This window comes from Mangrovibacillus cuniculi (assembly GCF_015482585.1).
GTDB classification, from domain to species: Bacteria; Bacillota; Bacilli; order Bacillales; family R1DC41; genus Mangrovibacillus; species Mangrovibacillus cuniculi.
The window spans coordinates 1,316,726-1,337,661 of sequence record NZ_CP049742.1; the positions used below are offsets into that span (position 1 = coordinate 1,316,726).

Consider the following 20,936-nt stretch of genomic DNA (forward strand, 5'->3'; position numbering starts at 1 on the left):
CCTCCATTAGTTTAACCATTCATTTGTTCTATCTAATAATTCATCTACGTAAACTTCTTCTACTGGTAAAGGTGGTATGGACTGAATAAATGACTTCCCATAAGAAGTGGTAGTTATTCTTCGATCAAAAACAACTACAATTCCTTTATCCGTAGATTTACGAATTAATCTACCAAATCCCTGCTTAAAAGTAATAATTGCATCTGGCAAAGATACAGTAGAAAATACGTTCTTACCATCCCGTTTACAATTTTCCATTTTCGCCTCCATGATTGGTTCGTCCAGTGGAGTAAACGGTAGTCGCACCATAACAAGACAACTTAAGTCTTCTCCAGGAATATCAATCCCTTCCCAAAAACTACTAGTGCCTAATAAAATAGCTTTGTCATACTTCGTAAAGTTCTTTGTTAACCTTCCTCTACTGCCCCCTGATATTCCTTGAGCTAGTAACGCATAATCTTCTAACATTCCACTTTCTTTTAGGAGATCATATGTCTTTCTCAACATATCGTAAGACGTAAATAAAATTAACATTCTTCCTTGTGTAGTTTGAGCAAGGGGAATAAGAACATTCGAAATAGCTTCTACATACTCTTGAGAAGAAACTTCTTTAATATCTGGAATCTCTTTTGGCACAAACAGCTTTGCTTGTTGTTGGTACTCATATGGAGAAGGAATTATCTGTTCTACCAATGTATCCTTCTTAAATCCCCACTCTGATTTCACATAATCAAACGACCCTTTGACAGTTAAGGTAGCGGAAGTAAGTACAGTAGAAGATACAGAAGAGAACAGTTTCTCCTGAAGAATGTCGTCAACTTTTACCGGTTGTAATCGAATAGATATGGAATTAGGTAGAGACTTTTTATCACCTGCTAACCAAATACTTTGATCTAACATATTAATAGGTTTTGACAACATCTCTACTAAAGCTAATTTAGAGTCCCATTCTATTAAATGACCGTAAATTCGCTCGATGATGACATTCGTTTCTTCTGATTGATTTTCTATATTCTTACACCATTCCAAATGATTGACAAAAGCATTTTTCACTAATTTCCAAATTTCCATAAGACGCTCAGCTGCAAGTTGGATTGCGTTTTTTACAGAGTCATCTAACTTGGCATAAGCAATAGATACCTTCGAATAAGAGTCATATTTCTTTTTTTGTGTAAGTGTGGAAGACAGGATAGCAAACAGTTCTTCCCCTAAAAATTCTATGTCAGCTAACCATCTTTCCATCGATTCTTGATTTGGTAAGTTTGCATCTAGTTGTATTGGTAAGTCAAAAAATTCCCGAATATAACCACTTCGATCCACTTTACCTAATTGGCCTAACATGAATTTCCAATAACTATAACTCCAATCATTACCCGAATGATTCCTTGCAGCATTTTCTAAATGATGTGCTTCATCAATAACCAGTGTTTTAACACTTGCATCCATATCATGACTTAACAGATAGGCATGATTAGTAACAATAATATCGGCTTTTTTTGCTTTCTTTCTTGCACGCAAAGCAAAATCTTTGGAAATCCACGGGTCTTTTTGTTGATCTTGATACCATCCACTATGTTTAATTTTCTCCCAAAACATCCAACCAGCGGAGGATAAATTCACTTCATCAATATCACCTGTTTTAGTTTGTAACAACCAAACAAGCAGTTGCATTTTTGTTAACGCTATATCAAACTGTGTCTCATATACTTTAAGAGATTGTTCAAATTTAAATAGAGATAAGTAATGACTTCTCCCTTTTAAAACACAATAATTAATTGGGAATGGAACGATTTGTTCTAATTGAATTAACTCTTTTTCTACCAATTGATGTTGGAGTGGAACTGTGTATGTACTCACGACCGCTTGCGTGTTCGTTTTAACTGAGTGAAAAGCGAGTGGCAGTAAGTATGCTAATGATTTACCTACTCCAGTTCCTGCTTCAATACAAATGGATGTTTCTGACATAATCGATGAATAAATGGAGTCCATCATCTCAAATTGTCCATTCCTACTTTCATACATAGGCCAATGCTTTTGAAGAAGATTTATTTTTTCTTCTTTTGTTTCCGGAAAATCCGCAACCCTTAGTGGGATGTCTTTAGATACTTCTTGTTCTTTCTTTAATGCAATTCCTCTAAAGATCTCTATGGCAGGATCTAATCTTTCTACATGCTCTCTCTTTTTGTGCAACACGTCTTCGATGATCGAGAATAGATTGCTTTTAAGCGAATAAGATAGCTCTAGTAACTGTTCTAAGGTTACTAAAGGATAGGTATATAATTCATCTATCATTTTTATTAGTAACCTTGCCGTTACTAGCGCATCATCTTTCGCCCTATGTGGTTGATCATGTGCAAAATCATGTCGATCGGATAGTTCAGAGAGTTTATAACTGTCTGCAGTTGGAAAGACCATTTTAGCGAATTCAACCGTATCGATAATTTTCGGGCTAATTCTAGCATATCCTGCGCCTGTTAAGGCATCTTGTAAAAAATTCAAATCAAAAAACACATTATGTGCTACAAAAATGGCACCATCTAGTTTTTGAAGAATCGTTGGCGCTATTTGATCAAATGTCGGAGCACCTTCGACCATATCATCCGTGATTGTCGTTAATTCGGAGATGAAAGGTGGGATCTTCAACATTGGATTAATTAAAGTAGAATATGTATCCGTTATTGTATTATTTTCAACAATGACACAGGCAAACTCAATTACTTTATCCCCTTTTTTCGGAGAATTACCTGTTGTCTCTAAATCCACTACAACAAAACGTTGTACCATAATTGTATACACCTAATTTCTTTACCATCTAAATTCATTCTATCATATCTAAAGAGGGAAAAATAATATAACAAGCCCAAGGACATATTTTCTCCTTGGGCTTCTACATACTATTATAAAATAGTGGCTTCTGGCTCTCTTCCAATCATTTCTAAAATACGATTTTCACTATCCATAATAGCCACTTTTGGCTCATGGTATCTAGCTTCTTCATTAGATAGGGAGACATAAGAAATAATAATAACCGTATCTCCTACTTGAACTAATCTAGCTGCTGCCCCATTTAAACAAATTACCCCAGAGCCTCTTTTCCCTGGAATAATGTACGTTTCAAGTCTAGCTCCATTGTTATTATTTACAATCTGGACTTTTTCATTTGGTAACATATCTACAGCATCTAAAATATCCTCATCAATGGTAATACTTCCAACGTAGTTTAAGTTTGCTTCCGTCACCGTTGCACGATGGATTTTCCCATTCATCATTGTTCTATTCATCACTCATTCTCCTCTACAGTAAGTATCACGTTGTCAATTAATCGTGCATTTTTATATTGAACTGCTGCAGCGATAATAATCTTACCTTTTAATTCTTTCATACTCTCTAACTCTGGATACGAATATATTTCTATATACTCTAATGTGCCATGTTTGCCTTCATCAAATTCATTCATCATCAGTTGAGCAATTTCATCTGAAATTACCATATTATTTTTTTGTACTTGCTTTTGCATTTTAAGTAAGGTTTGGTAGATAATAGGTGCTTCTTTTCGCTCATCTTCTGTTAATCTTACATTTCGAGAACTCTTAGCTAACCCATCATCTTCTCTCACGGTTGGAACTGGTCTAATTTCGACCGAAAAAGATAAATCATCTACTAAACCTTGAATAACCGCAACTTGTTGAGCATCTTTTAAACCAAAATAAGCAACATCCGGCTCCACAATGTTAAATAACTTAGAAACAACTGTAACAACACCGTCAAAATGTCCTTCTCTCTTTTTACCACAAAGGACATTTACTCTTTTTTGTACAGTCATGGTTATGGTTGGTTCCTTTGGATACATCTCTTCCACAGAAGGATAGAACAGAATATCTACTCCGACTTCTCTTGCTAGAGCTTCATCTCGCTCAAAGTCTCTAGGGTAAGAATCAAAGTCTTCATTTGGTCCAAATTGTAATGGATTAACAAAAATACTCATAACTACTAAATCTTGTTCTTGTTTTGCTTGAGATACTAGAGTTAAGTGCCCCTCATGAAGATACCCCATTGTCGGGACAAAACCTACCGACAAGCCATTTTCCTTTTCGGCTCTAATTATATTTTTTAACTCGTTAATTGTAGTAGTAATTTTCACTTGCGAATGCCTCCATAAAGCCCGGTTAATTCTTCTTCCTTCATGGTGAAGGTATGTTTTTCGGATGGGAATTTCCTTTCTTTCACCTCAGAAACATATTGCTTTACAGCTGTTGTTATCGATTCATTTATGTCAGCATAGGCTTGAACAAACTTAGGCAATCGATCAACTCCATAACGAACCAGATCGTGGAAAACTAATACTTGGCCATCACAGTCCACTCCTGCACCAATACCAATCGTTGGAATAGTTAGTGTTTCCTGCACAATTTTCCCCACTTGTCTTGGGATACACTCTAACACGAGTGCCATTGCTCCCGCTTCTTGACAAGCTTTTGCATCTTCGACAAGTTTCTGTGCTGCTTCTGTTGTTTTCCCCTGTACTTTGTATCCACCTAAAACACCAACCATTTGAGGTGTTAAACCTAGGTGAGCTACAACAGGAATTCCCGCATTAGTTAAAAATTTTATAACATCTATTACTTCTCCTGATCCTTCCACCTTTACGGCTTGTGCACCAGTTTCTTGAATTAATCGTCTAGCATTATGCATCGTTTCTTCTTTTGAAATGTGATAAGACATGAAAGGCATATCTACCACAGTAAACGTATTTGGCGCACCACGTTTTACTGCTTTTGCATGATGAATCATATCTTCCAGTGTCACAGCTACAGTAGATTCGTATCCTAATACGACCATTCCTAATGAGTCTCCTACTAGAATCATATCTACTTCTGCGTGCTCTACTAATTTAGCAGTTGGATAATCATATGCAGTAATCATCGTAATTTTTTCTTCGTTTTGTTTCATTTTTAAGAAGTCTGTAGATTGTTTCAAGTTTGTTTCCTCCTTTTAGAGGTCACAGTGGTGTGAATGAGCAGACAAATAAAAGTCCTCAACATACCTATGCAGAGGACGATTTTACCGTATATAACCCATTCGACCCTCTGTCCCTGTCCATATTCTGGATCAAGGCAGAACCCCAATAATGTAATTACAAAAGGTTCAGTTCAAGATTGATACTGCCCGCATTCATTATAACAAAGGTCGCATGAGAGCGATAGTATAATTGCTTCATCTTACCAGATTATAAAATTTCTATATCTGCGGAATAGATTGGGACGATCCTTCCATTAGAAAGCTCCAGTTCCAAAACTCCTTTGTCTGTAATCCCGCGCATTATTCCTTGATATGTACCTTGTAATGTTCTTGCTTGTATTTCTTGACCAATAGATTGAACATAGGACTCCCACAACAACTTTATCGGCGCAAATCCATGCTTTTCATAAATGTCTAATAACTTTTCGACTTTCTCCCAAATAAGCTGTGCTAGCTTAACTCTCGATTGCTTTTCACCTGTTTCTATCAACAACGAACTAGCAATAGACTTTAATTCTTCTGGGAATTCTTCTGTATTCACATTAATCCCTGTTCCAATAATCATGTAATGGATAACATCCATCTCAGATTGTAACTCTGTTAAGATTCCAGCAATTTTCTTACTACCTACAAGAATATCATTAGGCCACTTTATCGTTGGTATAATCCCTGTTAATTCTTCGATACTTTGTGCAATAGCTACAGCAACAACTAATGTAATAGGTGGGGCTTCTTGTGGATGAATAGTTGGTCTCAGGATGGTACTCATCCATATACCTGTATTCTTAGGAGAACTCCACTGTCTTGTCATTCTTCCTCTTCCGGAAGTTTGTTCTTCTGCCATAATGACCGTTCCATGTTTGGCACCATCTTTTGCTTTTTCATGTGCTATTATTTGCGTAGAAGACACGGATTCATACAATTCGATAACTTGACCAATATGACTGGTGTTTAATTGATAGAGTAATTCACTTTTACTAAACTGATCACTGTTGCCTATTAAGCGATACCCTTTTCTTCTTATTGCCTCAATTTCAAAACCATCTTGTCTTAATTCATCCATTGCCTTCCAAATAGCTTGTCTCGAGCACCCCAGCTCCTGTGCAATTTGTTGGCCAGATATGTACTCATTACCCATCGAACTAAACATTTTTATTAGTTGTTGTTTGACCGATGTAACCACTCATTCATCACCCACTTTTCAATAGCATCTTTTTCGTTAGGTAAATTTCGTGAAAGGATTTCTTTCTCTATTAATTCTAAACACTCTTTAATCCAGGGACCACCCTTTTTATTTGCCCATGCTTGAAGGTCTTTTCCAGTTACTGCTAAGAGATCACCATTTTTAATGGCAAGAGTATCTATTCTTTCTTCGATGTCTTTTTTAGAAAAGTAGGAGTTTCCGATACTGTTCATTAACTTCTCGATAGAAAGAATGGTAGGAAGCTCAACGTTGTATAAGTCATAATCTGTCCAATCTCTTTGTAACCGTTGATAAAATACTTGTAGTAACAAACGACAATCTTTAATTCTTTTATTAGAAGCTTTCCACTGTTTCAATAGTGTACTTGGATCGTCTATCTTTAAACAATAAAACAATAACGTCCAACGTTCGGTAATAGTTAAATGACTTAAACGGAACGTATGAAATAATTTTAAAAGCTCTCTATTCCTCTTGATTCCTGGTAAATAGTCACTCAGCTTTAAGGAAAGAAAATCAGCCCAGTAGATACTTACATATTCCCCAAGTAATAATTTCTCGAATTCTTGTAGCTTTCGTTCAATCGCAATGTGTTCTAGCAACGCAGCGTTATTCTCCAGACCTTCTCTACAAGTTTTATCCATAGTAAAACCTAATTGCGATTGAAAACGAATGGCTCTCATCATTCGAAGAGCATCTTCTTGGAATCGTTCATCTGCCGATCCCACAGTTCTTATCACTTTTTGCTCTATATCTTCTAAACCATTAAAAGGGTCTACAAATTCACCATTAGCATTCATCGCTATTGCATTTATTGTAAAATCTCTTCTCTGTAAATCTTCTTCTAAATTACGCACAAAGGATACTTCAGATGGCCTTCTAAAGTCTTCATACCCTTTTTCTGTTCTAAACGTGGTAATCTCGTAACCTTCTCCATTATGTATAACTAGAATAGTCCCATGCTCAATTCCTACATCTACTGTTTTCGGGAAAATACCTTTTACTTCTTGAGGAAGAGCTGAAGTAGCAATATCTACATCATTTACTTCTCGACCAATAATTAGGTCTCTTACAGCTCCTCCAACAAAATAAGCTTGAAATCCCGCTTCTTCTATTTTTTTTAGTATTGGAAGTGCTTGTTTAAACTGTTCGCTTAACATCTTCTTCACCATTCACTAACTCAAAGTAGATATCTTCATATTGCCCCACAATCTTTAAGGCATGAAACTCTTCTTTCACTCTTTGAATAGAAGCTTCAGACATAATAGAAGCTTTCTCGTCATCTGTTAAAATCGACAGAGACGCCTTTGTTATTTCTTCAATGTTTCCTAACGGTCTGATATAACCCGTTTCTCCATCAACAATTACTTCTGGAATACCGCCGACGTTCGTTCCAACACAAGGAACTCCGCACGCCATAGCTTCTAAAGCTACTAACCCAAAACTTTCTTTTTCAGATAATAGTAGTTTTAAATCACTCATCGAATAAAGCTCTTCTACATTATCTTGCTTTCCTAAGAACTTCACTTTCTTATCTATCCCCAACGTTCTTACTTGCTGACAAATAGATGACTTTTCAGGACCATCTCCCACTAACAATAATGTAGCCGGAATTTCATCTTGAATACGGTGGAACACATCGACAACATCTTTTACTCTTTTCACTGCCCGGAAATTAGAAACATGAATGACAACTTTCTCATCCTCTTTAATTCCATATGATTTTTTTAATTCCTCTACAGATCTTCTGTAATAAACACGATCATCAATAAAGTTATAGACAGTTTGAATTGTCTTTCTAGGACTAATTAGTTCTTCTGTTTGTAAGATTAATGCATCGGATACAGCTGTTACTGCGTCTGATTTTTCAATACCAAATTTAATTGCTTCTTTCAAGGAAGGGTCGTATCCCAAGACAGTTATATCCGTTCCATGTAAAGTGGTAACGATCTTCACAGGATGCGATGCCATTTCTTTTGCCAAAAATGCACAAACTGCATGTGGAACAGCATAGTGAACATGAAGTAAGTCAAGTTTCTCTCTATTTATCACTTCTGCCATTTTATTAGCTAATGCAATATCATAAGGAGCATACTGAAAAACAGAATATTGATTTACCTCTACTTGGTGAAAGTAAATATTTGGATGCACCTTATTTAACCGGAAAGGTAGACTACTTGTAATAAAATGTACTTCATGTCCTTTTTCGGCTAGTAATTTTCCTAACTCTGTCGCGACTACACCAGATCCACCAACCGTCGGGTAACAGGTAATACCAATTTTCATTTTCTCCACCTTCTTCCTAACTCATTTATTTCCCTACTCATTGGGGTGACACTAAAGAATCCTTCTGCATATTCCACTTGCGTTTCACTACCGTATAAGCGGTCCCTTGCTACAATTCTTTCTATGTACCCATCTGTTAATGGGGTAGATACTCCATTTTCATCTAAAACAAATTGACTTTCGTACGCTTTAAGACTATTTATTTTCGTTTCTATCTTCTCACTTATATTTATATAAAAGTCTGGTTTATGGTAGCCATTAATCATGTATAAGTACAATGCTTCCGGACGAAAGGCGTCATCTATAGAAGTTTGGTATTTACGTATTCCTGCTGTAAAATAAGCTTCTTTTACCAAATCACTAACGTCTCCATGATCTGGATGACGGTCAAGCGAATATGGAGCGAAGATTATAGTAGGTTTTGCTTCTCGAATTACGTCAATGATGGCATCTAATGCTTCTTTGTTATTTTTTAAACCTCTATCAGGAAAACCGAGATTCTTTCTTTCTGCCCCTAAAATTGATGCAGCAGCATATGCTTCCGCTAGTCTTCTCTCCACAGTACCGTTAGATGACAATTCTGCTTTTGTTAAATCACAAAGTAACACACGCATTCCAGCATCTGTGTAAGATTTAATCACACCACCCATTCCAATCTCTATATCATCTGAGTGTGCGCCAAATGCTACTATATCAAAAACTGACATTTCTAATTACCTTCTTTCTTTTAACCAATCTAAATCTCCGTCTTCTATCGAACGTATTAGTACCTCTGCTGTTCCCATGTTCGTCGCAGTAGGAATCTGATATACATCACATAATCGAATTAATGCTGTAACATCAGGCTCATGTGGTTGAGCAGTAAGTGGATCACGGAAAAATAGAACTACATCCATCTCTTTATTTGCAATCTTCGCACCAATTTCTTGATCTCCACCAAGAGGCCCTGATTGAAATCGATGTACTATTAACCCAACTTCATCCATTAATCTCGTCCCAGTTGTTCCAGTAGCAAATAATTCATGATTCGAAAGGATTGGTTTATAAGCCGTTGCAAATTGCACTAAATCGTCTTTCTTTTTATCATGAGCAATTAACGCTATTTTCATTTAAATGTCCCCTTAATCAATCAGATTCTCTAATCCATATACCAATGTGTCTAGATTCATGACTGTTTGCACACAAAAACGAACGCCTGACATAAACGAAGCTCTGTTGTATGAGTCATGACGAATGGTTAATGTTTCTCCCTCCGCCCCAAACATTACTTGTTGGTGAGCAATTAAACCAGGTAGTCTAGTCGAATGAATTCTTAGGCCGTCAAAGTTCCCACCTCTTGCACCGGGGATTGTTTCTTTTTCATTAGGGTGACCCTGCTCTTTTGTCTCTCTTACTTCTGTAATCATCTCTGCTGTTTTGATGGCTGTTCCTGAAGGTGCGTCTAACTTTTGATCGTGATGCATCTCCATGATTTCAACATCTTGAAAATATTTTGCTGCCATTTGAGAAAATTTCATCATTAGTACAGCACCTACAGCAAAGTTAGGCGCAATAATACAACCGATTCCTTTTTCTTCTGCAAGCTCTTTTAACTCATCTAATTGTTCCGTCGTAAACCCAGTAGTTCCAACGACCGGCCTTACTCCGTTTTCTAGAGCTAATTTGGTATGTACGTATCCTTTTTCAGGTGTGGTTAAATCAATTAAGACATCTATGTCATGTGAATGAATTAACGTTTCTAGTGATGTATATATCGGTGTCTGCAGAGAAGATTCAAATCCTTCTACATCCCCTAATTGCATTCCATCAAATTGTCGATCTAAAACAGCTTCTAAAGAGAAGGTTGGCTCATTGGTAACTAGTTTTACTGCCTCTCTTCCCATCTTCCCTCTTGGTCCAGCAATGCCAATTTTAATCATTCTTTTCCTCATCCTTTCTGGTCCATCTATCTCTATCTCTAGTATTGAATTTGTTCATTACCAAATTATGAGCTTCTTCCATATTTATATGTAAGGAGTTTGCTAAACAAATTAACACGAATAATACGTCTCCTAATTCTTCTTCTATCGCTTTTTCTTCTTCACTAGATTTTTTAGGTTTCTCCCCGTATGTATGGTTAACTTCTCTTGCTAATTCGCCAACTTCTTCTGTAATTCTTGCTAGCATAGCTAAAGGACTAAAGTACCCTTCTTTAAATTGACCAATATAGGCATCCACCTCTTGTTGCATCTCTTTCATTGTTTTAGTAGACAACGACTTTTCCTCCTATTCATACCAATTAATCGAATAACAATGTTGTCGATTATCCCAAAATTGACTATAATGAGCAAGGGCTTGGGAAAACTATTATTTATATATTGTACACTTACTAGCCACGACTGTGAAAGGGACGTGCTCAAATGGGAATCAAAATTAAAAATGTGCTATTTATTATGCTTGGTGCAGCAATATTTTCTTTCGGTATTATTCACTTCAATTTACAAAATAATTTGGCTGAAGGTGGCTTTGCAGGTATTACCTTAATTCTTTATAATTTATTTGGTATTCCACTGTCCATCTCAAATTTAGTGTTAAATATTCCTTTGTTCTTCATTGGTTGGAAAATCCTTGGAACTCGATCATTTATTTATACCATTATTGGTACTGTAAGTGTTTCCATCTTCTTTGCATTCTTTGAACACTATCAATTCCCTATTCCTTTAAAAGAAGACTTATTCTTAGCCGCATTATTTGCAGGGTTATTTATTGGTGTAGGTCTTGGAATCTGCTTTAGGTATGGTGGTACGACAGGCGGAGTAGATATTATCGCTCGATTAGCCCATCATTACTTAGGTTGGAGTATGGGAAAGACAATGTTTATGTTTGATGCATTAGTTATTGTTGCCTCCATATTAACGTACATAGACTATAAACAAGCTATGTATACGTTAGTAGCAGTATTTGTAGGAGCTAGGGTAATTGATTTCATGCAAGAAGGTGCGTATGCTGCTAGAGGAGCAATGATTATATCAAATGATCACGAAGCCATTGCTGACAAAATCATGGCACATATGGACCGTGGAGTCACTGTGTTAACGGGATATGGAAGCTATACAAAAGAAGACAGGAAAGTGCTTTATTGTGTAGTTGGAAAAAATGAGATTGTTAAATTAAAAAATATTATCACATCTGTTGACCCGCACGCTTTCGTATCCGTTAGTCATGTACATGATGTACTTGGTGAAGGCTTTACGCTGGATGAGCAGAAAAAACCTTATGATCAATAGAAAAAGCAAATATTCATAAGGATACTCGGTTAAGTGGTTAAAACAAAAAAAGTCTGGCTTTCGCCAGACTTTTTTTAATCTTCGTTTTGCATACCAACATAAATTAGTACTAAACGTAAAAGCTCCAATACTGCTACTGCCGCTGCTGCAACATACGTTAGCGCTGCTGCATCAAGAACTTTCTTTGCTTTATGTTCTTCTTCATTACGAAGGATACCGCTTGAAATAACTAATTCTCTAGCACGAGAAGATGCATTAAATTCTACCGGAAGTGTAATTAATTGGAATAACACTCCTGCTGCCATTAGGATTATACCAAGCAGTAACATTCCAGAAGCTTGAGAAAGGATACCAATTAGAATGAATATCCATGAAGCATTAGAACCGATGTTTGCAACTGGTACTAACGCATGACGAAAACGTAAGAAAGCATACGATTCCGCATCTTGAATTGCGTGACCTACTTCATGTGCTGCTACCGCTGCTCCAGCAACTGAGTGCCCATGATAGTTGTGAGAAGAAAGTGCCACAGTCTTCGTCATCGGATTGTAGTGATCGGATAAAAACCCTCTTGATTCAACTACTTGGACATCGTAAAGTCCGTTGTCATCAAGAATTCTTCTTGCAGTTTCAGCACCGGTGATACCTGATGAGATTGCTTGTTGAGAATACTTTTTATACGTTCTTTTCACTTTCATTTGTGCCCAAATTGGAACAATAAGAATGATCGCAAAGTAAAACAAAGTTGCACCTAGACTCATTTCATACCTCCAAAACTATTTTCCTATATTGTACTTGTATTCAATCACTAGGTCAATCATGAAGCCTTTTCGGTTCTTTCTTCGTATGTTCAGCACGATATTTTCGGAAACCTACATAGGATAATGTTGAAACAATAATTCCCCCCGTAGTAAACATCACCCACCAAAATGAAGGATCTGTCTCATCTCCAGTCATTTCATCAAAAAGTTTGTGTAAGTCATGCTCTAGTTTGTCTACTTCTAACAAATTGCTCTCATCAGATAAAATATCTTGACGATAACGATCTACGAATTGAACTCTTGCATGCACTTCTTGGGCTCTTTCAGATGCTAAATCGACTTGAATGCTAGGTTGGACAATGGAATACTGAACTAGAAACTCATTTAGGTATTCATGATACAAATTAACATTTCCTTCCGTTATGGCAGCTTTCATTTCCTTAAATGCTGACATAACAGGCACCTCCATTTTCACCCATAATGGCTGATAGGAGGAATGAGTAGCATCATAGGCTAAACGGAATCGTTTCACATGCGCTATTCTTTCTTTATCGTCCATGTCTACAGCAGTTACAGCTTGCTCTGCTTGATCAAAAGTAACCGTTAAAATTCTTAGTTGATCCATGGTCATAAAATTGTTCAAAATCGAAGTAGATTCAAATGTATCTTTAAATTGTTGAAGTGTCAGCTTTGCTTTATCTAATTCACCAAATTGTGTATAGGTTAATGCTTTATCAGCTAAATGATCTAATTCATTTGGTGAAGATTTCGCTTGTAAATATGCAGGAGATAGAAAGAAAAATAAAATGGTTAAACATATAGGATAAATGGCTCGTCGCATACTTGTCCCTCCTCGTACTATTAGTTCAATGTATGAACCCGTACTTGGAAATAGACCAAACGTATCCGTAATTACCTATTGAATTTTCTAGGTTTGATAACAAGCATATACCCTATGAATAAACAAAACATGGATAACCAAAATGTAAAGTAACCTACTTCTTTAAAATAAATCGGAATGACACGATAATATGGAAACTGTTGAAACACATAATCGATAACATCATTATGTAGTGTCCAAACTCCAGCTATCAATAAGTGAACAGAACGAAAAACGTAGCGTTTACGATAAATTACCGCTTGAATTGCCATTGCCCCGTGAGATGCCATTAACATATATCCTTGCCAAGAAAGATCTCCTTCCACTATCAACGATAATCCGTTCATTGCAACAGCCCAGACACCATACTTAATTAAGGTGACAAAAGCTAATGCTTCTAACAAGCCAGATTGTCGTTTTAGAAGAATCCCTAGAAGTGCTAATGAAAAGAATAATGAAGCTGTTGGACTATCTGGTACAAACACTAAATATATGGGCTCTGTAATCACTAGCTGTGGAATATACCAGTAGTACCCATATACAGTTCCTAGTAAGTTAATGAAGAATAAGAGCCATAAAAATGACCGGTTATTTAGGAGAAAAGATAATGACATATTTGTTTCCTCGCTTGGAATTTTTCTCTAGTATAACATAGGAGGTTTCTCAAAACAGAATTTCCGTTTTGAGAAACCCGTTTATTATAGATTTGTAGTTGAATTTAGTTGTTTAATAACGGATTGTAACTGTTCCACAATTTCTTCAAGATTTAGTGTTAAGTTCATCAATACATTTTGAACCGAAAGTTGATTTTCAATTGCATCAACAACTTTTGTAAGGCTATGTTGAATTTCATTTGTAGCCACTTGTGTTGTCTGAAAACGTTTACTAACTATATTGTTCATGTTCGTCAGGTTAAGCCTAACATGTTGGATATCCGTTGCAGATGTTTCTACATCATGAACAGTATTATATAAGTTTTCAAACTTCTCAGTAACAATCTTAGAAAGGTCCATACTGTTTGTAATTTCTTGAAGTGTTTTTTTTGTAGAAAGTTCCATTTTGTCTAAACTTTTAGTGAAACTCGCTACTTTATTACCTATTTCTTTCGCATCTTCTTTTGAACGAATTGCTAATTTCCCAATTTCTGTAGCTACTACAGAAAAACCATTTCCTGTATTTCCTGCTTTAGCAGCTTCAATGGAAGCATTTAAAGAAAGGAGATTTGTTTGATTTGCAATAGCCTCTAACCTATTTACAACAATTAGTATGCTTTTCGATTCTTCTCCAAATTCTTGGACAGTATTCTTTAAAACATTTGCTTGTAATGCTACTTCTACTAACAATTTTTCTAAGTTTACGATTTGGTTTCTGCCCTCTACAGATTCGTTGGCTAACTGATTTGTTATTTTTTTTATTTTCATCATCCATTGTTGAATACTTTCGACCACACTATCCATTTTTATATTTTCTCGTAAACCTTGTTCCATTTGAATTTGCTGATTAGAAGAACTTTCTAAAAGACTATCCATAGCTTGAGATATATCTGAACCGGACTGAACCAATCCTCCTGTGGTAAGTTCTAGATTGTTGGTGATTTCATTAACTTTCACTGATAATTTTTGAACTTGATTTATGGCTTCTAATAATAAATTGTTCTTCTTTTCCACCAAATCATTCTTTTTAACAGTTTTATTTTGCAAGTGAATTTGTACACACAATACACTGCTAATAAATAGTAAATAGACAACATGAATAAATAACAAGTTTAAAGGATAATTTGACATTCCACATATTAATTCTGGAAACAATAAGTATCCTGCAATGTGATGAACAGCAAATATTAATGTACTCCATATAATTAGATTAATCTTCCTAAAAAAAGCTATAATTGCCAATACAACAAAGATAGAAAAATGATATTCAACTAATCCACCGCCCCCAGCAATGGTAGAAATACTAGAAAAGGTTAACGTGAGCATTGTAAAGGTTTCAAGGCTACGTCCTTCTCTATTTTTTATATATTGATGTAAGCTAACTAGAAAAGTAATAATTGGAAGTAAAAAAAATACTAGAAGTAATAGTTTATCCGATAAATATAGCGCTCCGTATTCGCCAATGAGGATTTCTTGTTCAAAGGAAGAAAAACGATGAAGTGAATGAACAATAATAGACATCAGTAGAACTAGACTAGATACCCATAACATGAATTGATTTAATACAAAAGTGTGCATCTACATACCTCCTTAAATTCGTCTTAATAGCTTATGCAGAATTTTTTAGAGGTATTGTAAAATTTGTAAAAATGTGCTATTTAAACGGAAGTTTAAAAAAAGAGACAAATACTAAATTGAATTTAAAAAAAGCATAGGAGTCTCCTCCTATGCTTTTTATTTACTCTCCAGTTCAGAAATAAAAGTAGATAGTTTCTCTAACTCTTCATCTGTTCCTTTGAATAATCCAGCAGGCATTCCACCTTGCCCATTTACTGCAATGTTTGCAATTTCTTCAGGTGTTAATCCTGTATCTACTAAACTAGGTGCAGCTGCACCTCCTGCTAAATTGTCACCATGGCAGTTTATACAACCGTTTTCTTGATAGATAAGATATCCTTCAGACTCTGTATCTACTTCAGCTTCTGCAACAATTTGACCTTGAGCTTTTGCCGCTTCCCAGTCATGTGTTACAACAGATTCCCAAGTTAAGAAAATGATAGCTGCTAGTGCAAGTAGCATAAATCCAGTAGCAAACGGTCTCTTTTGTGGACGACGTTCTGGACCACGATCAATAAATGGAGCTAATAATAAAGCACCAAATGCTAGACCTGGCATAATAAACGCACCAATTACGTTATATGGACCAGAAGCATACGTGTACTTTAATAATTGGTATAAGAACAAGAAATACCAGTCTGGAAGTGGAATATATCCTGTATCAGTTGGATCAGCCACACGCTCTAACGGAGACGGGTGAGCTGCTGTTAAGATTAAGAATCCAATTAAGAATACAGAACCCACAATCCATTCTTTTAATAGAAAGTTTGGCCAAAATGCCTCCGTTTTCCCTGGAAACTCTGAATAGTCTTTTGGAATATTAGGTTTTCTTTCAGCTGGAACACGGGAGTCACCGACAAACTTCATCCCTTTACCGCGATGCATAATGTCCCCTCCTTTGTTTAACATCTATTCTTTTACAAAAGGATACGAAAACTCATATCCAGTAAATGCAGCTGACTACGCTTTTAGTTGTTACTGTTCACATAGTGAACATGATGAAAACAGGTTTTATAGCGGACCAGAAATACCTTGTTTTCTAATCATGATAAAGTGAGCAGCCATTAAGCCCAGTAATGCAGCAGGTAAGAAGAATACATGGATAGCAAAGAAACGAGTTAACGTTTGTGCACCTGTAATATCTGCATGACCCGCTAAAAGAATTTTAATCTGTTGCCCAATGAATGGAGTAGATTCCGCAATTTGAATACCTACTTTTGTAGCAAATAGCGCTTTCATATCCCATGGTAACAAGTAACCTGTAAAACCTAAACCAAGCATAACGAAGAAGATAAGTACTCCTACAACCCAGTTCAATTCACGAGGTTTTTTGTAAGCACCTTGGAAGAATACACGCAAAGTATGTAAGAACATCATTACGATTACTAAACTTGCTCCCCAGTGATGCATTCCACGTACGATAACACCAAATGCAACTTCATTTTGTAAATAGTAAACAGATTTCCATGCATTTACTACGTCTGGCACGTAATACATAGTTAAAAACATACCAGATAAAATTTGGATCACTGTAACAAAGAATGTTAAGCCTCCAAAACAATAAACGAATGCTGAGAAATGATGAGCCGGGTTAACGTGTTCCGGTACTTCATGGTCAGCAATGTCTCTCCACATTGGGGTGATGTCTAAACGCTCATCCACCCAATCATAGATTTTGTTTAACATGATGGGCATCCCCCTTATTTAATGTGAGTGTTTGGTTCTGGTTTACCTAAGTAAAGAATTCCGTCACGAACTTCAACCGGATAGCTATCAAGTGGTCCAAGTGGCGGTGTTCCTTTTACGTTCTTACCGTTCTTTTCATACAATCCAGCATGACATGGACAGAAGAACTTACTTTGGTTGTTCTTGTCACCGTTCCAGTTAACAACACAACCTAAGTGTTTACAAACTGGCGATAGAGCTACAAGCTCTCCAGCTTCGTCTTTGTACACCCATGCTGTTTGTGTTACATCAGAAGTATACCAGCCGTCTACTTGTTCGTATGTAAAGTCTACACGAACTGGTTCTGATGTAAGTTCATCTACTTTTTGCTTTGTTGCGATGAAGTCTCCCCCTGCTTCTGCCTTTAAGACAGGATCAACCGCGAAACGTACCATCGGCATCAACATGCTAGCAGCCATAAATCCACCGACACCCGTAAGTGTGTAGTTAAGGAATTGACGTCTAGAAACTCGATGCTTACTCATCCTTATCCCCCCTCTATCAATAAGGTCCGTTCATTGGACATGAACATAGCACATTTTATAACTAGGACAACATAATGATATATCAATCTGGCAACTTGGTCAATATTAGGAAAAAAAGCGATTTCATTTCAAGTGATTTTTTTCCATACTTCTATTAATTCAGGAAGTAATTCTTTCACTTGATTTTCCATATATTCATATTTCATTCCTTCCGACATGTGTTCTAATGTAAGGGAAGGGATATGTAGAAGTGTTTCATTTTCTACTAAATCTATGTCTTTCCACTCTTTATCACTAGTTATCCAAAGAATGTGACGAAATGAGCTACCTTCAATTGCTTTCTTTACTTGTTCAATAACGTGATACTTTTCTTCATTTTTAGTAGAAAAAGCATAGTATTGAGTTGGAAGCACAAATATTCTTCCTCTAAATTGTTTTTCCATATGTGTGGTTAGACGTTGTACAAATTCACCTTGTTCAGCCGTTCTTTTCATGTTAGCTCCGAAACTTATCGGTGCTAATGGCACCACAAGTGTATCAATATATTCTTTTTGTTCATTAAAAACGGTTACATCTTTTTCTATCCAAAGCAAAGGTCATTCTCCTCTCTATCTTCTGTCTAGATTATTATAGCATTTATGTATGAAGAAAATTGTCCGTTTCTAATTAAACTAGTAGAATTCCATTATTACTGAACCCATTCTTCCTTTGCAGATTATCCATCAAGTAGCTAGAGCTAAACCTGTTTCTTATTATATTAATTAACTAGCGCCTACTCATCTAAATACCCATTACAAAACAAACAAGAGTCTAAGACAAAACTAAAAAAGATACATTCAAGGAACAATGTATCTTTTTTGACATAGTATTAAACTTTACTATACTGCAGAATTAGTGCTTTTAAGGAAACATCTTTGGGATTGGAGCGAAAGGGGGCGACTCCTACGGGAAAGGCGGGTTACCGAGACCCCGCAGGAGTTTCAACGTGAAGATGCCGTGTCTAGCTGAAGGTGCGCTAACCGCTCGGGAAACTCCAAAAGCCCTGTGGTGGCTGAGGGGCTGCCTCCTCGGTCTTCCGAAGTTTCCTGCCACGGCTAAACGCGCGCCTTCAGCTTTTCTTTACCGCCCCGTGGAAAGCGTCCCCCTGCAGCGGAAATCCCAGTGCAGTCACTTTTGACTTTTTTCCAAATCTCTTCTCCTCATTAAGAGGTCATTTTCTTAAGTCTTTCCGTTAGAAAAGTAAACTTTTCTCTATCTCCTTGATCTAATGCTTCATCAATTTGATCTAGAATAGTTTGTTTTTGGTAATCCTCTAATGATTTTCTTAAGAATTGTTCCACAATAATTCGATCTTTCTCTGTAATACGATGGTTCTTAGGTACAAATGGATTATCTTCTAGAACCGCAGCAAATTGATAACATGCACTAGCAGAGCGGAAATTTAACTGGATATAAATATCGTCTTCTTTGTACAAGCGAATATCGTGAAAAGACTTTTCTGCATCCGTTGTCATGACATTTTCTTTATAAAAACGGAAAGGTATTTCATCTACGCAGTGAGTAGACATAATAATACTTCTAGGACAATATTGTGCTTCTTCAACGAAGTGAACACGTTTCATTAAGTCATCATGACTCATTAAGTAATTTAAAATCCAAACACTTTCTCTTCTTTTTAGCTGATAGTGATTTAAAAACCAACGAATAAATTCTTTCTTCTCGTTGACAGAAACAGGGGTGGCCATTTATAATCTCCCTCCTCTGCAAAGCGGCTCTTATTGCAAACGCTCTAAGAGTTCACGTGCATCTTCATGTTCTGGTTCTGACTCGATCACTTTCTTCAATAATTCAACAGAGCGATCTTTTTGTCCTTCTTCTAAAAGAAAGCCCGCAAATTCTACAAGAAACTCTTGGTCGTGTTGTAGTTCATTATATGCACCCTCATATGCGTTTAATGCTTGTGAAAATTCTTCATTCATATTATATGCTTTTGCTAACGTCCACTGTAGTTGTGGGTCTGTATCACCATAACTATCAACATCTGACAGTAACTGAATAACCTCCTCAGGACTCTCTTGAAGAAGGAATAGATTGGTTAACACGATTAACGCTTCTACATATTCGGGATCAAGAGCAATCGCCTCTCTTAGCCAATTTTCTGCAAGTACTTCATCCTTGGATTTTAAAGCTAATTTCCCTCCTGAAAGAAACAGTTCTTTTTGGAACGGATTTTCCTCTACACCTCTTTTGATAGCCTCTAATGCTTTCGTTATTTGTTCTTCATGCTCATAGCTATTCGCTAAATACAGATATGCTGAGTGAAAATCTTTATCTTGTTCTAAAAGTGTCTCAAGTAATTGTGCTGATTTTTCATAAAACTTAGCATGATAACAAGTAATTGCATACTGGAATAATAATGTGGGGTGTTCATGGTGCTTTATTGCTTTTTCATAGTGCGGTAATGCTGCTTCAAAGGAACCACCTGCACTTAATGCTTCTGCTAATTTTTCATGAATGGATTGTCCAGCAAACTCTGATACATGTTGATTTATCAATTGTTCAAAGGAGCGAATCGCTTCTAAAAATTTGCCTTGAGCGAGATATATTTCTCCGAGAGCAAAATCTATGACAGGTTCATCACGAACTAACCCTTTTGCTTCTATTAATTTTTGTTCACTAACTTCTAAAAGTCCGTCTGCTTGGTATAAATCTGCCATCATTAGCAAACTCTCAATATAGAACGTAGAATTCTTGTCTACTTTATTCAGTAAGGAAAGCGCCTCTTCATCATGAGAGTTCTCCATTAATGTTTCTGCTAATTCCACTAAGAGTTCCCCTTCTTTTGGGTATAGTTCCAAAAGGTTACGGTATAACTCCATCGCTTCATCTAAGAATCCTAATTGTTTCAATTCTGTAGCTAATGCGTATTTTTCATCATCTGTACCGGATGTTCTAACTACTTCATACGCTTCTTTAGCTTCTTTCATCTGACCTCTTTCAAGGTGGTCTATCATTCGTTGCACGTAAATCATTTATTCATCCC

At 36.4% G+C, this 20,936-nt stretch carries 22 protein-coding genes; 1 reads left to right on the forward strand and 21 read right to left on the reverse strand.

What is annotated here, in order from left to right; translation table 11 throughout:
- Nucleotides 1–6 precede the first annotated feature (6 nt).
- The 11 genes from dinG to G8O30_RS06770 form a co-directional block, all read right to left on the reverse strand.
- Nucleotides 7–2,784 (reverse strand): ATP-dependent DNA helicase DinG, encoded by a 2,778-nt coding sequence (gene dinG, locus G8O30_RS06720; RefSeq protein ID WP_239674204.1) that lies wholly within the window; start codon nucleotides 2,782–2,784, stop codon nucleotides 7–9.
- Nucleotides 2,785–2,897: 113 nt separating this feature from the next.
- Nucleotides 2,898–3,281 (reverse strand): aspartate 1-decarboxylase, encoded by a 384-nt coding sequence (panD, locus tag G8O30_RS06725; protein ID WP_239674205.1) that lies wholly within the window; start codon nucleotides 3,279–3,281, stop codon nucleotides 2,898–2,900.
- Entirely contained in the window at nucleotides 3,281–4,141 is an 861-nt protein-coding gene (gene panC, locus G8O30_RS06730) for a pantoate--beta-alanine ligase (RefSeq protein WP_239674206.1), read from the reverse strand. The genes panD and panC overlap by 1 nt, the downstream gene beginning before the upstream one ends.
- Nucleotides 4,138–4,977, reverse strand: a complete 840-nt coding sequence (gene panB, locus G8O30_RS06735) for a 3-methyl-2-oxobutanoate hydroxymethyltransferase (protein WP_239674207.1) — start codon at nucleotides 4,975–4,977, stop codon at nucleotides 4,138–4,140. The genes panC and panB overlap by 4 nt, the downstream gene beginning before the upstream one ends.
- Nucleotides 4,978–5,227: 250 nt before the next feature.
- Nucleotides 5,228–6,202: a biotin--[acetyl-CoA-carboxylase] ligase gene (locus G8O30_RS06740; RefSeq protein ID WP_239674208.1), complete on the reverse strand. Its 975-nt coding sequence runs from the start codon at nucleotides 6,200–6,202 to the stop codon at nucleotides 5,228–5,230.
- Nucleotides 6,175–7,392 (reverse strand): CCA tRNA nucleotidyltransferase, encoded by a 1,218-nt coding sequence (locus G8O30_RS06745; protein ID WP_239674209.1) that lies wholly within the window; start codon nucleotides 7,390–7,392, stop codon nucleotides 6,175–6,177. The genes G8O30_RS06740 and G8O30_RS06745 overlap by 28 nt, the downstream gene beginning before the upstream one ends.
- Nucleotides 7,361–8,506 carry an N-acetyl-alpha-D-glucosaminyl L-malate synthase BshA gene (bshA, locus tag G8O30_RS06750; RefSeq protein ID WP_239674210.1) on the reverse strand — a complete coding sequence of 382 codons (1,146 nt, stop codon included), beginning with the start codon at nucleotides 8,504–8,506 and terminating at the stop codon, nucleotides 7,361–7,363. Before bshA ends, G8O30_RS06745 begins: the two co-directional genes overlap by 32 nt.
- Complete coding sequence (bshB1, locus tag G8O30_RS06755) at nucleotides 8,503–9,213, reverse strand: bacillithiol biosynthesis deacetylase BshB1 (protein ID WP_239674211.1); 711 nt, start codon at nucleotides 9,211–9,213, stop codon at nucleotides 8,503–8,505. The genes bshA and bshB1 overlap by 4 nt, the downstream gene beginning before the upstream one ends.
- A gap of 6 nt (nucleotides 9,214–9,219) precedes the next feature.
- Nucleotides 9,220–9,615 carry a methylglyoxal synthase gene (mgsA, locus tag G8O30_RS06760; protein ID WP_239674212.1) on the reverse strand — a complete coding sequence of 132 codons (396 nt, stop codon included), beginning with the start codon at nucleotides 9,613–9,615 and terminating at the stop codon, nucleotides 9,220–9,222.
- A 12-nt stretch (nucleotides 9,616–9,627) separates the two neighbouring features.
- The gene (gene dapB, locus G8O30_RS06765; RefSeq protein WP_275576530.1) at nucleotides 9,628–10,425 is read right to left on the reverse strand and encodes a 4-hydroxy-tetrahydrodipicolinate reductase; all 798 of its coding nucleotides are present in this window, start codon (nucleotides 10,423–10,425) and stop codon (nucleotides 9,628–9,630) included.
- The gene (locus G8O30_RS06770) at nucleotides 10,418–10,759 is read right to left on the reverse strand and encodes a nucleotide pyrophosphohydrolase (protein ID WP_239674214.1); all 342 of its coding nucleotides are present in this window, start codon (nucleotides 10,757–10,759) and stop codon (nucleotides 10,418–10,420) included. Before G8O30_RS06770 ends, dapB begins: the two co-directional genes overlap by 8 nt.
- Nucleotides 10,760–10,905: 146 nt before the next feature.
- On the opposite strand from G8O30_RS06770, the gene G8O30_RS06775 reads away from it, so the two are divergent.
- Complete coding sequence (locus tag G8O30_RS06775; RefSeq protein ID WP_239674215.1) at nucleotides 10,906–11,772, forward strand: YitT family protein; 867 nt, start codon at nucleotides 10,906–10,908, stop codon at nucleotides 11,770–11,772.
- 74 nt (nucleotides 11,773–11,846) lie between these two features.
- On the opposite strand, the gene G8O30_RS06780 is transcribed toward G8O30_RS06775, so the two are convergent.
- The 10 genes from G8O30_RS06780 to G8O30_RS06825 form a co-directional block, all read right to left on the reverse strand.
- On the reverse strand, nucleotides 11,847–12,533 hold the full coding sequence (locus G8O30_RS06780; protein ID WP_239674216.1) for a zinc metallopeptidase: 687 nt from the start codon (nucleotides 12,531–12,533) through the stop codon (nucleotides 11,847–11,849).
- 52 nt (nucleotides 12,534–12,585) lie between these two features.
- The gene (gene ypjB, locus G8O30_RS06785) at nucleotides 12,586–13,374 is read right to left on the reverse strand and encodes a sporulation protein YpjB (RefSeq protein WP_239674217.1); all 789 of its coding nucleotides are present in this window, start codon (nucleotides 13,372–13,374) and stop codon (nucleotides 12,586–12,588) included.
- 71 nt (nucleotides 13,375–13,445) lie between these two features.
- Nucleotides 13,446–14,027: a lipoprotein heptaprenylglyceryl N-acetyltransferase LhaT gene (lhaT, locus tag G8O30_RS06790; RefSeq protein WP_239674218.1), complete on the reverse strand. Its 582-nt coding sequence runs from the start codon at nucleotides 14,025–14,027 to the stop codon at nucleotides 13,446–13,448.
- A gap of 84 nt (nucleotides 14,028–14,111) precedes the next feature.
- Nucleotides 14,112–15,644 (reverse strand): methyl-accepting chemotaxis protein, encoded by a 1,533-nt coding sequence (locus G8O30_RS06795; protein ID WP_239674219.1) that lies wholly within the window; start codon nucleotides 15,642–15,644, stop codon nucleotides 14,112–14,114.
- A gap of 156 nt (nucleotides 15,645–15,800) precedes the next feature.
- A complete protein-coding gene (locus G8O30_RS06800; RefSeq protein ID WP_239674220.1) occupies nucleotides 15,801–16,568 on the reverse strand; it encodes a menaquinol-cytochrome c reductase cytochrome b/c subunit in 768 nt (255 codons plus the stop codon).
- A gap of 126 nt (nucleotides 16,569–16,694) precedes the next feature.
- Nucleotides 16,695–17,369, reverse strand: a complete 675-nt coding sequence (qcrB, locus tag G8O30_RS06805) for a menaquinol-cytochrome c reductase cytochrome b subunit (RefSeq protein ID WP_239674221.1) — start codon at nucleotides 17,367–17,369, stop codon at nucleotides 16,695–16,697.
- Between the two features lie 14 nt (nucleotides 17,370–17,383).
- Nucleotides 17,384–17,893 (reverse strand): QcrA and Rieske domain-containing protein, encoded by a 510-nt coding sequence (locus tag G8O30_RS06810; RefSeq protein ID WP_275576531.1) that lies wholly within the window; start codon nucleotides 17,891–17,893, stop codon nucleotides 17,384–17,386.
- 128 nt (nucleotides 17,894–18,021) lie between these two features.
- Nucleotides 18,022–18,486 (reverse strand): DUF2487 family protein, encoded by a 465-nt coding sequence (locus tag G8O30_RS06815; protein WP_239674222.1) that lies wholly within the window; start codon nucleotides 18,484–18,486, stop codon nucleotides 18,022–18,024.
- Nucleotides 18,487–19,095: 609 nt separating this feature from the next.
- Nucleotides 19,096–19,638 carry a ReoY family proteolytic degradation factor gene (locus tag G8O30_RS06820; RefSeq protein WP_239674223.1) on the reverse strand — a complete coding sequence of 181 codons (543 nt, stop codon included), beginning with the start codon at nucleotides 19,636–19,638 and terminating at the stop codon, nucleotides 19,096–19,098.
- A gap of 30 nt (nucleotides 19,639–19,668) precedes the next feature.
- Nucleotides 19,669–20,925, reverse strand: a complete 1,257-nt coding sequence (locus G8O30_RS06825) for a tetratricopeptide repeat protein (protein WP_239674224.1) — start codon at nucleotides 20,923–20,925, stop codon at nucleotides 19,669–19,671.
- Between the last annotated feature and the right edge of the window lie 11 nt (nucleotides 20,926–20,936).

What these genes read in the sequence shown, in the direction of transcription:
- G8O30_RS06780 (WP_239674216.1), bottom strand. Translation starts at nt 12,533, where the DNA reads ATGAGTCTAGGTGCAACTTTGTTTTACTTTGCGATCATTCTTATTGTT.
- G8O30_RS06795 (WP_239674219.1), bottom strand. Translation starts at nt 15,644, where the DNA reads ATGCACACTTTTGTATTAAATCAATTCATGTTATGGGTATCTAGTCTA.
- G8O30_RS06820 (WP_239674223.1), bottom strand. Translation starts at nt 19,638, where the DNA reads ATGGCCACCCCTGTTTCTGTCAACGAGAAGAAAGAATTTATTCGTTGG.
- mgsA (WP_239674212.1), bottom strand. Translation starts at nt 9,615, where the DNA reads ATGAAAATAGCGTTAATTGCTCATGATAAAAAGAAAGACGATTTAGTG.
- bshA (WP_239674210.1), bottom strand. Translation starts at nt 8,506, where the DNA reads ATGAAAATTGGTATTACCTGTTACCCGACGGTTGGTGGATCTGGTGTA.
- G8O30_RS06775 (WP_239674215.1), top strand. Translation starts at nt 10,906, where the DNA reads ATGGGAATCAAAATTAAAAATGTGCTATTTATTATGCTTGGTGCAGCA.
- dapB (WP_275576530.1), bottom strand. Translation starts at nt 10,425, where the DNA reads ATGATTAAAATTGGCATTGCTGGACCAAGAGGGAAGATGGGAAGAGAG.
- qcrB (WP_239674221.1), bottom strand. Translation starts at nt 17,369, where the DNA reads ATGTTAAACAAAATCTATGATTGGGTGGATGAGCGTTTAGACATCACC.
- dinG (WP_239674204.1), bottom strand. Translation starts at nt 2,784, where the DNA reads ATGGTACAACGTTTTGTTGTAGTGGATTTAGAGACAACAGGTAATTCT.
- bshB1 (WP_239674211.1), bottom strand. Translation starts at nt 9,213, where the DNA reads ATGTCAGTTTTTGATATAGTAGCATTTGGCGCACACTCAGATGATATA.
- ypjB (WP_239674217.1), bottom strand. Translation starts at nt 13,374, where the DNA reads ATGCGACGAGCCATTTATCCTATATGTTTAACCATTTTATTTTTCTTT.
- G8O30_RS06825 (WP_239674224.1), bottom strand. Translation starts at nt 20,925, where the DNA reads ATGATTTACGTGCAACGAATGATAGACCACCTTGAAAGAGGTCAGATG.
- lhaT (WP_239674218.1), bottom strand. Translation starts at nt 14,027, where the DNA reads ATGTCATTATCTTTTCTCCTAAATAACCGGTCATTTTTATGGCTCTTA.
- G8O30_RS06745 (WP_239674209.1), bottom strand. Translation starts at nt 7,392, where the DNA reads ATGGTGAAGAAGATGTTAAGCGAACAGTTTAAACAAGCACTTCCAATA.
- G8O30_RS06810 (WP_275576531.1), bottom strand. Translation starts at nt 17,893, where the DNA reads ATGAGTAAGCATCGAGTTTCTAGACGTCAATTCCTTAACTACACACTT.
- G8O30_RS06800 (WP_239674220.1), bottom strand. Translation starts at nt 16,568, where the DNA reads ATGCATCGCGGTAAAGGGATGAAGTTTGTCGGTGACTCCCGTGTTCCA.
- panD (WP_239674205.1), bottom strand. Translation starts at nt 3,281, where the DNA reads ATGAATAGAACAATGATGAATGGGAAAATCCATCGTGCAACGGTGACG.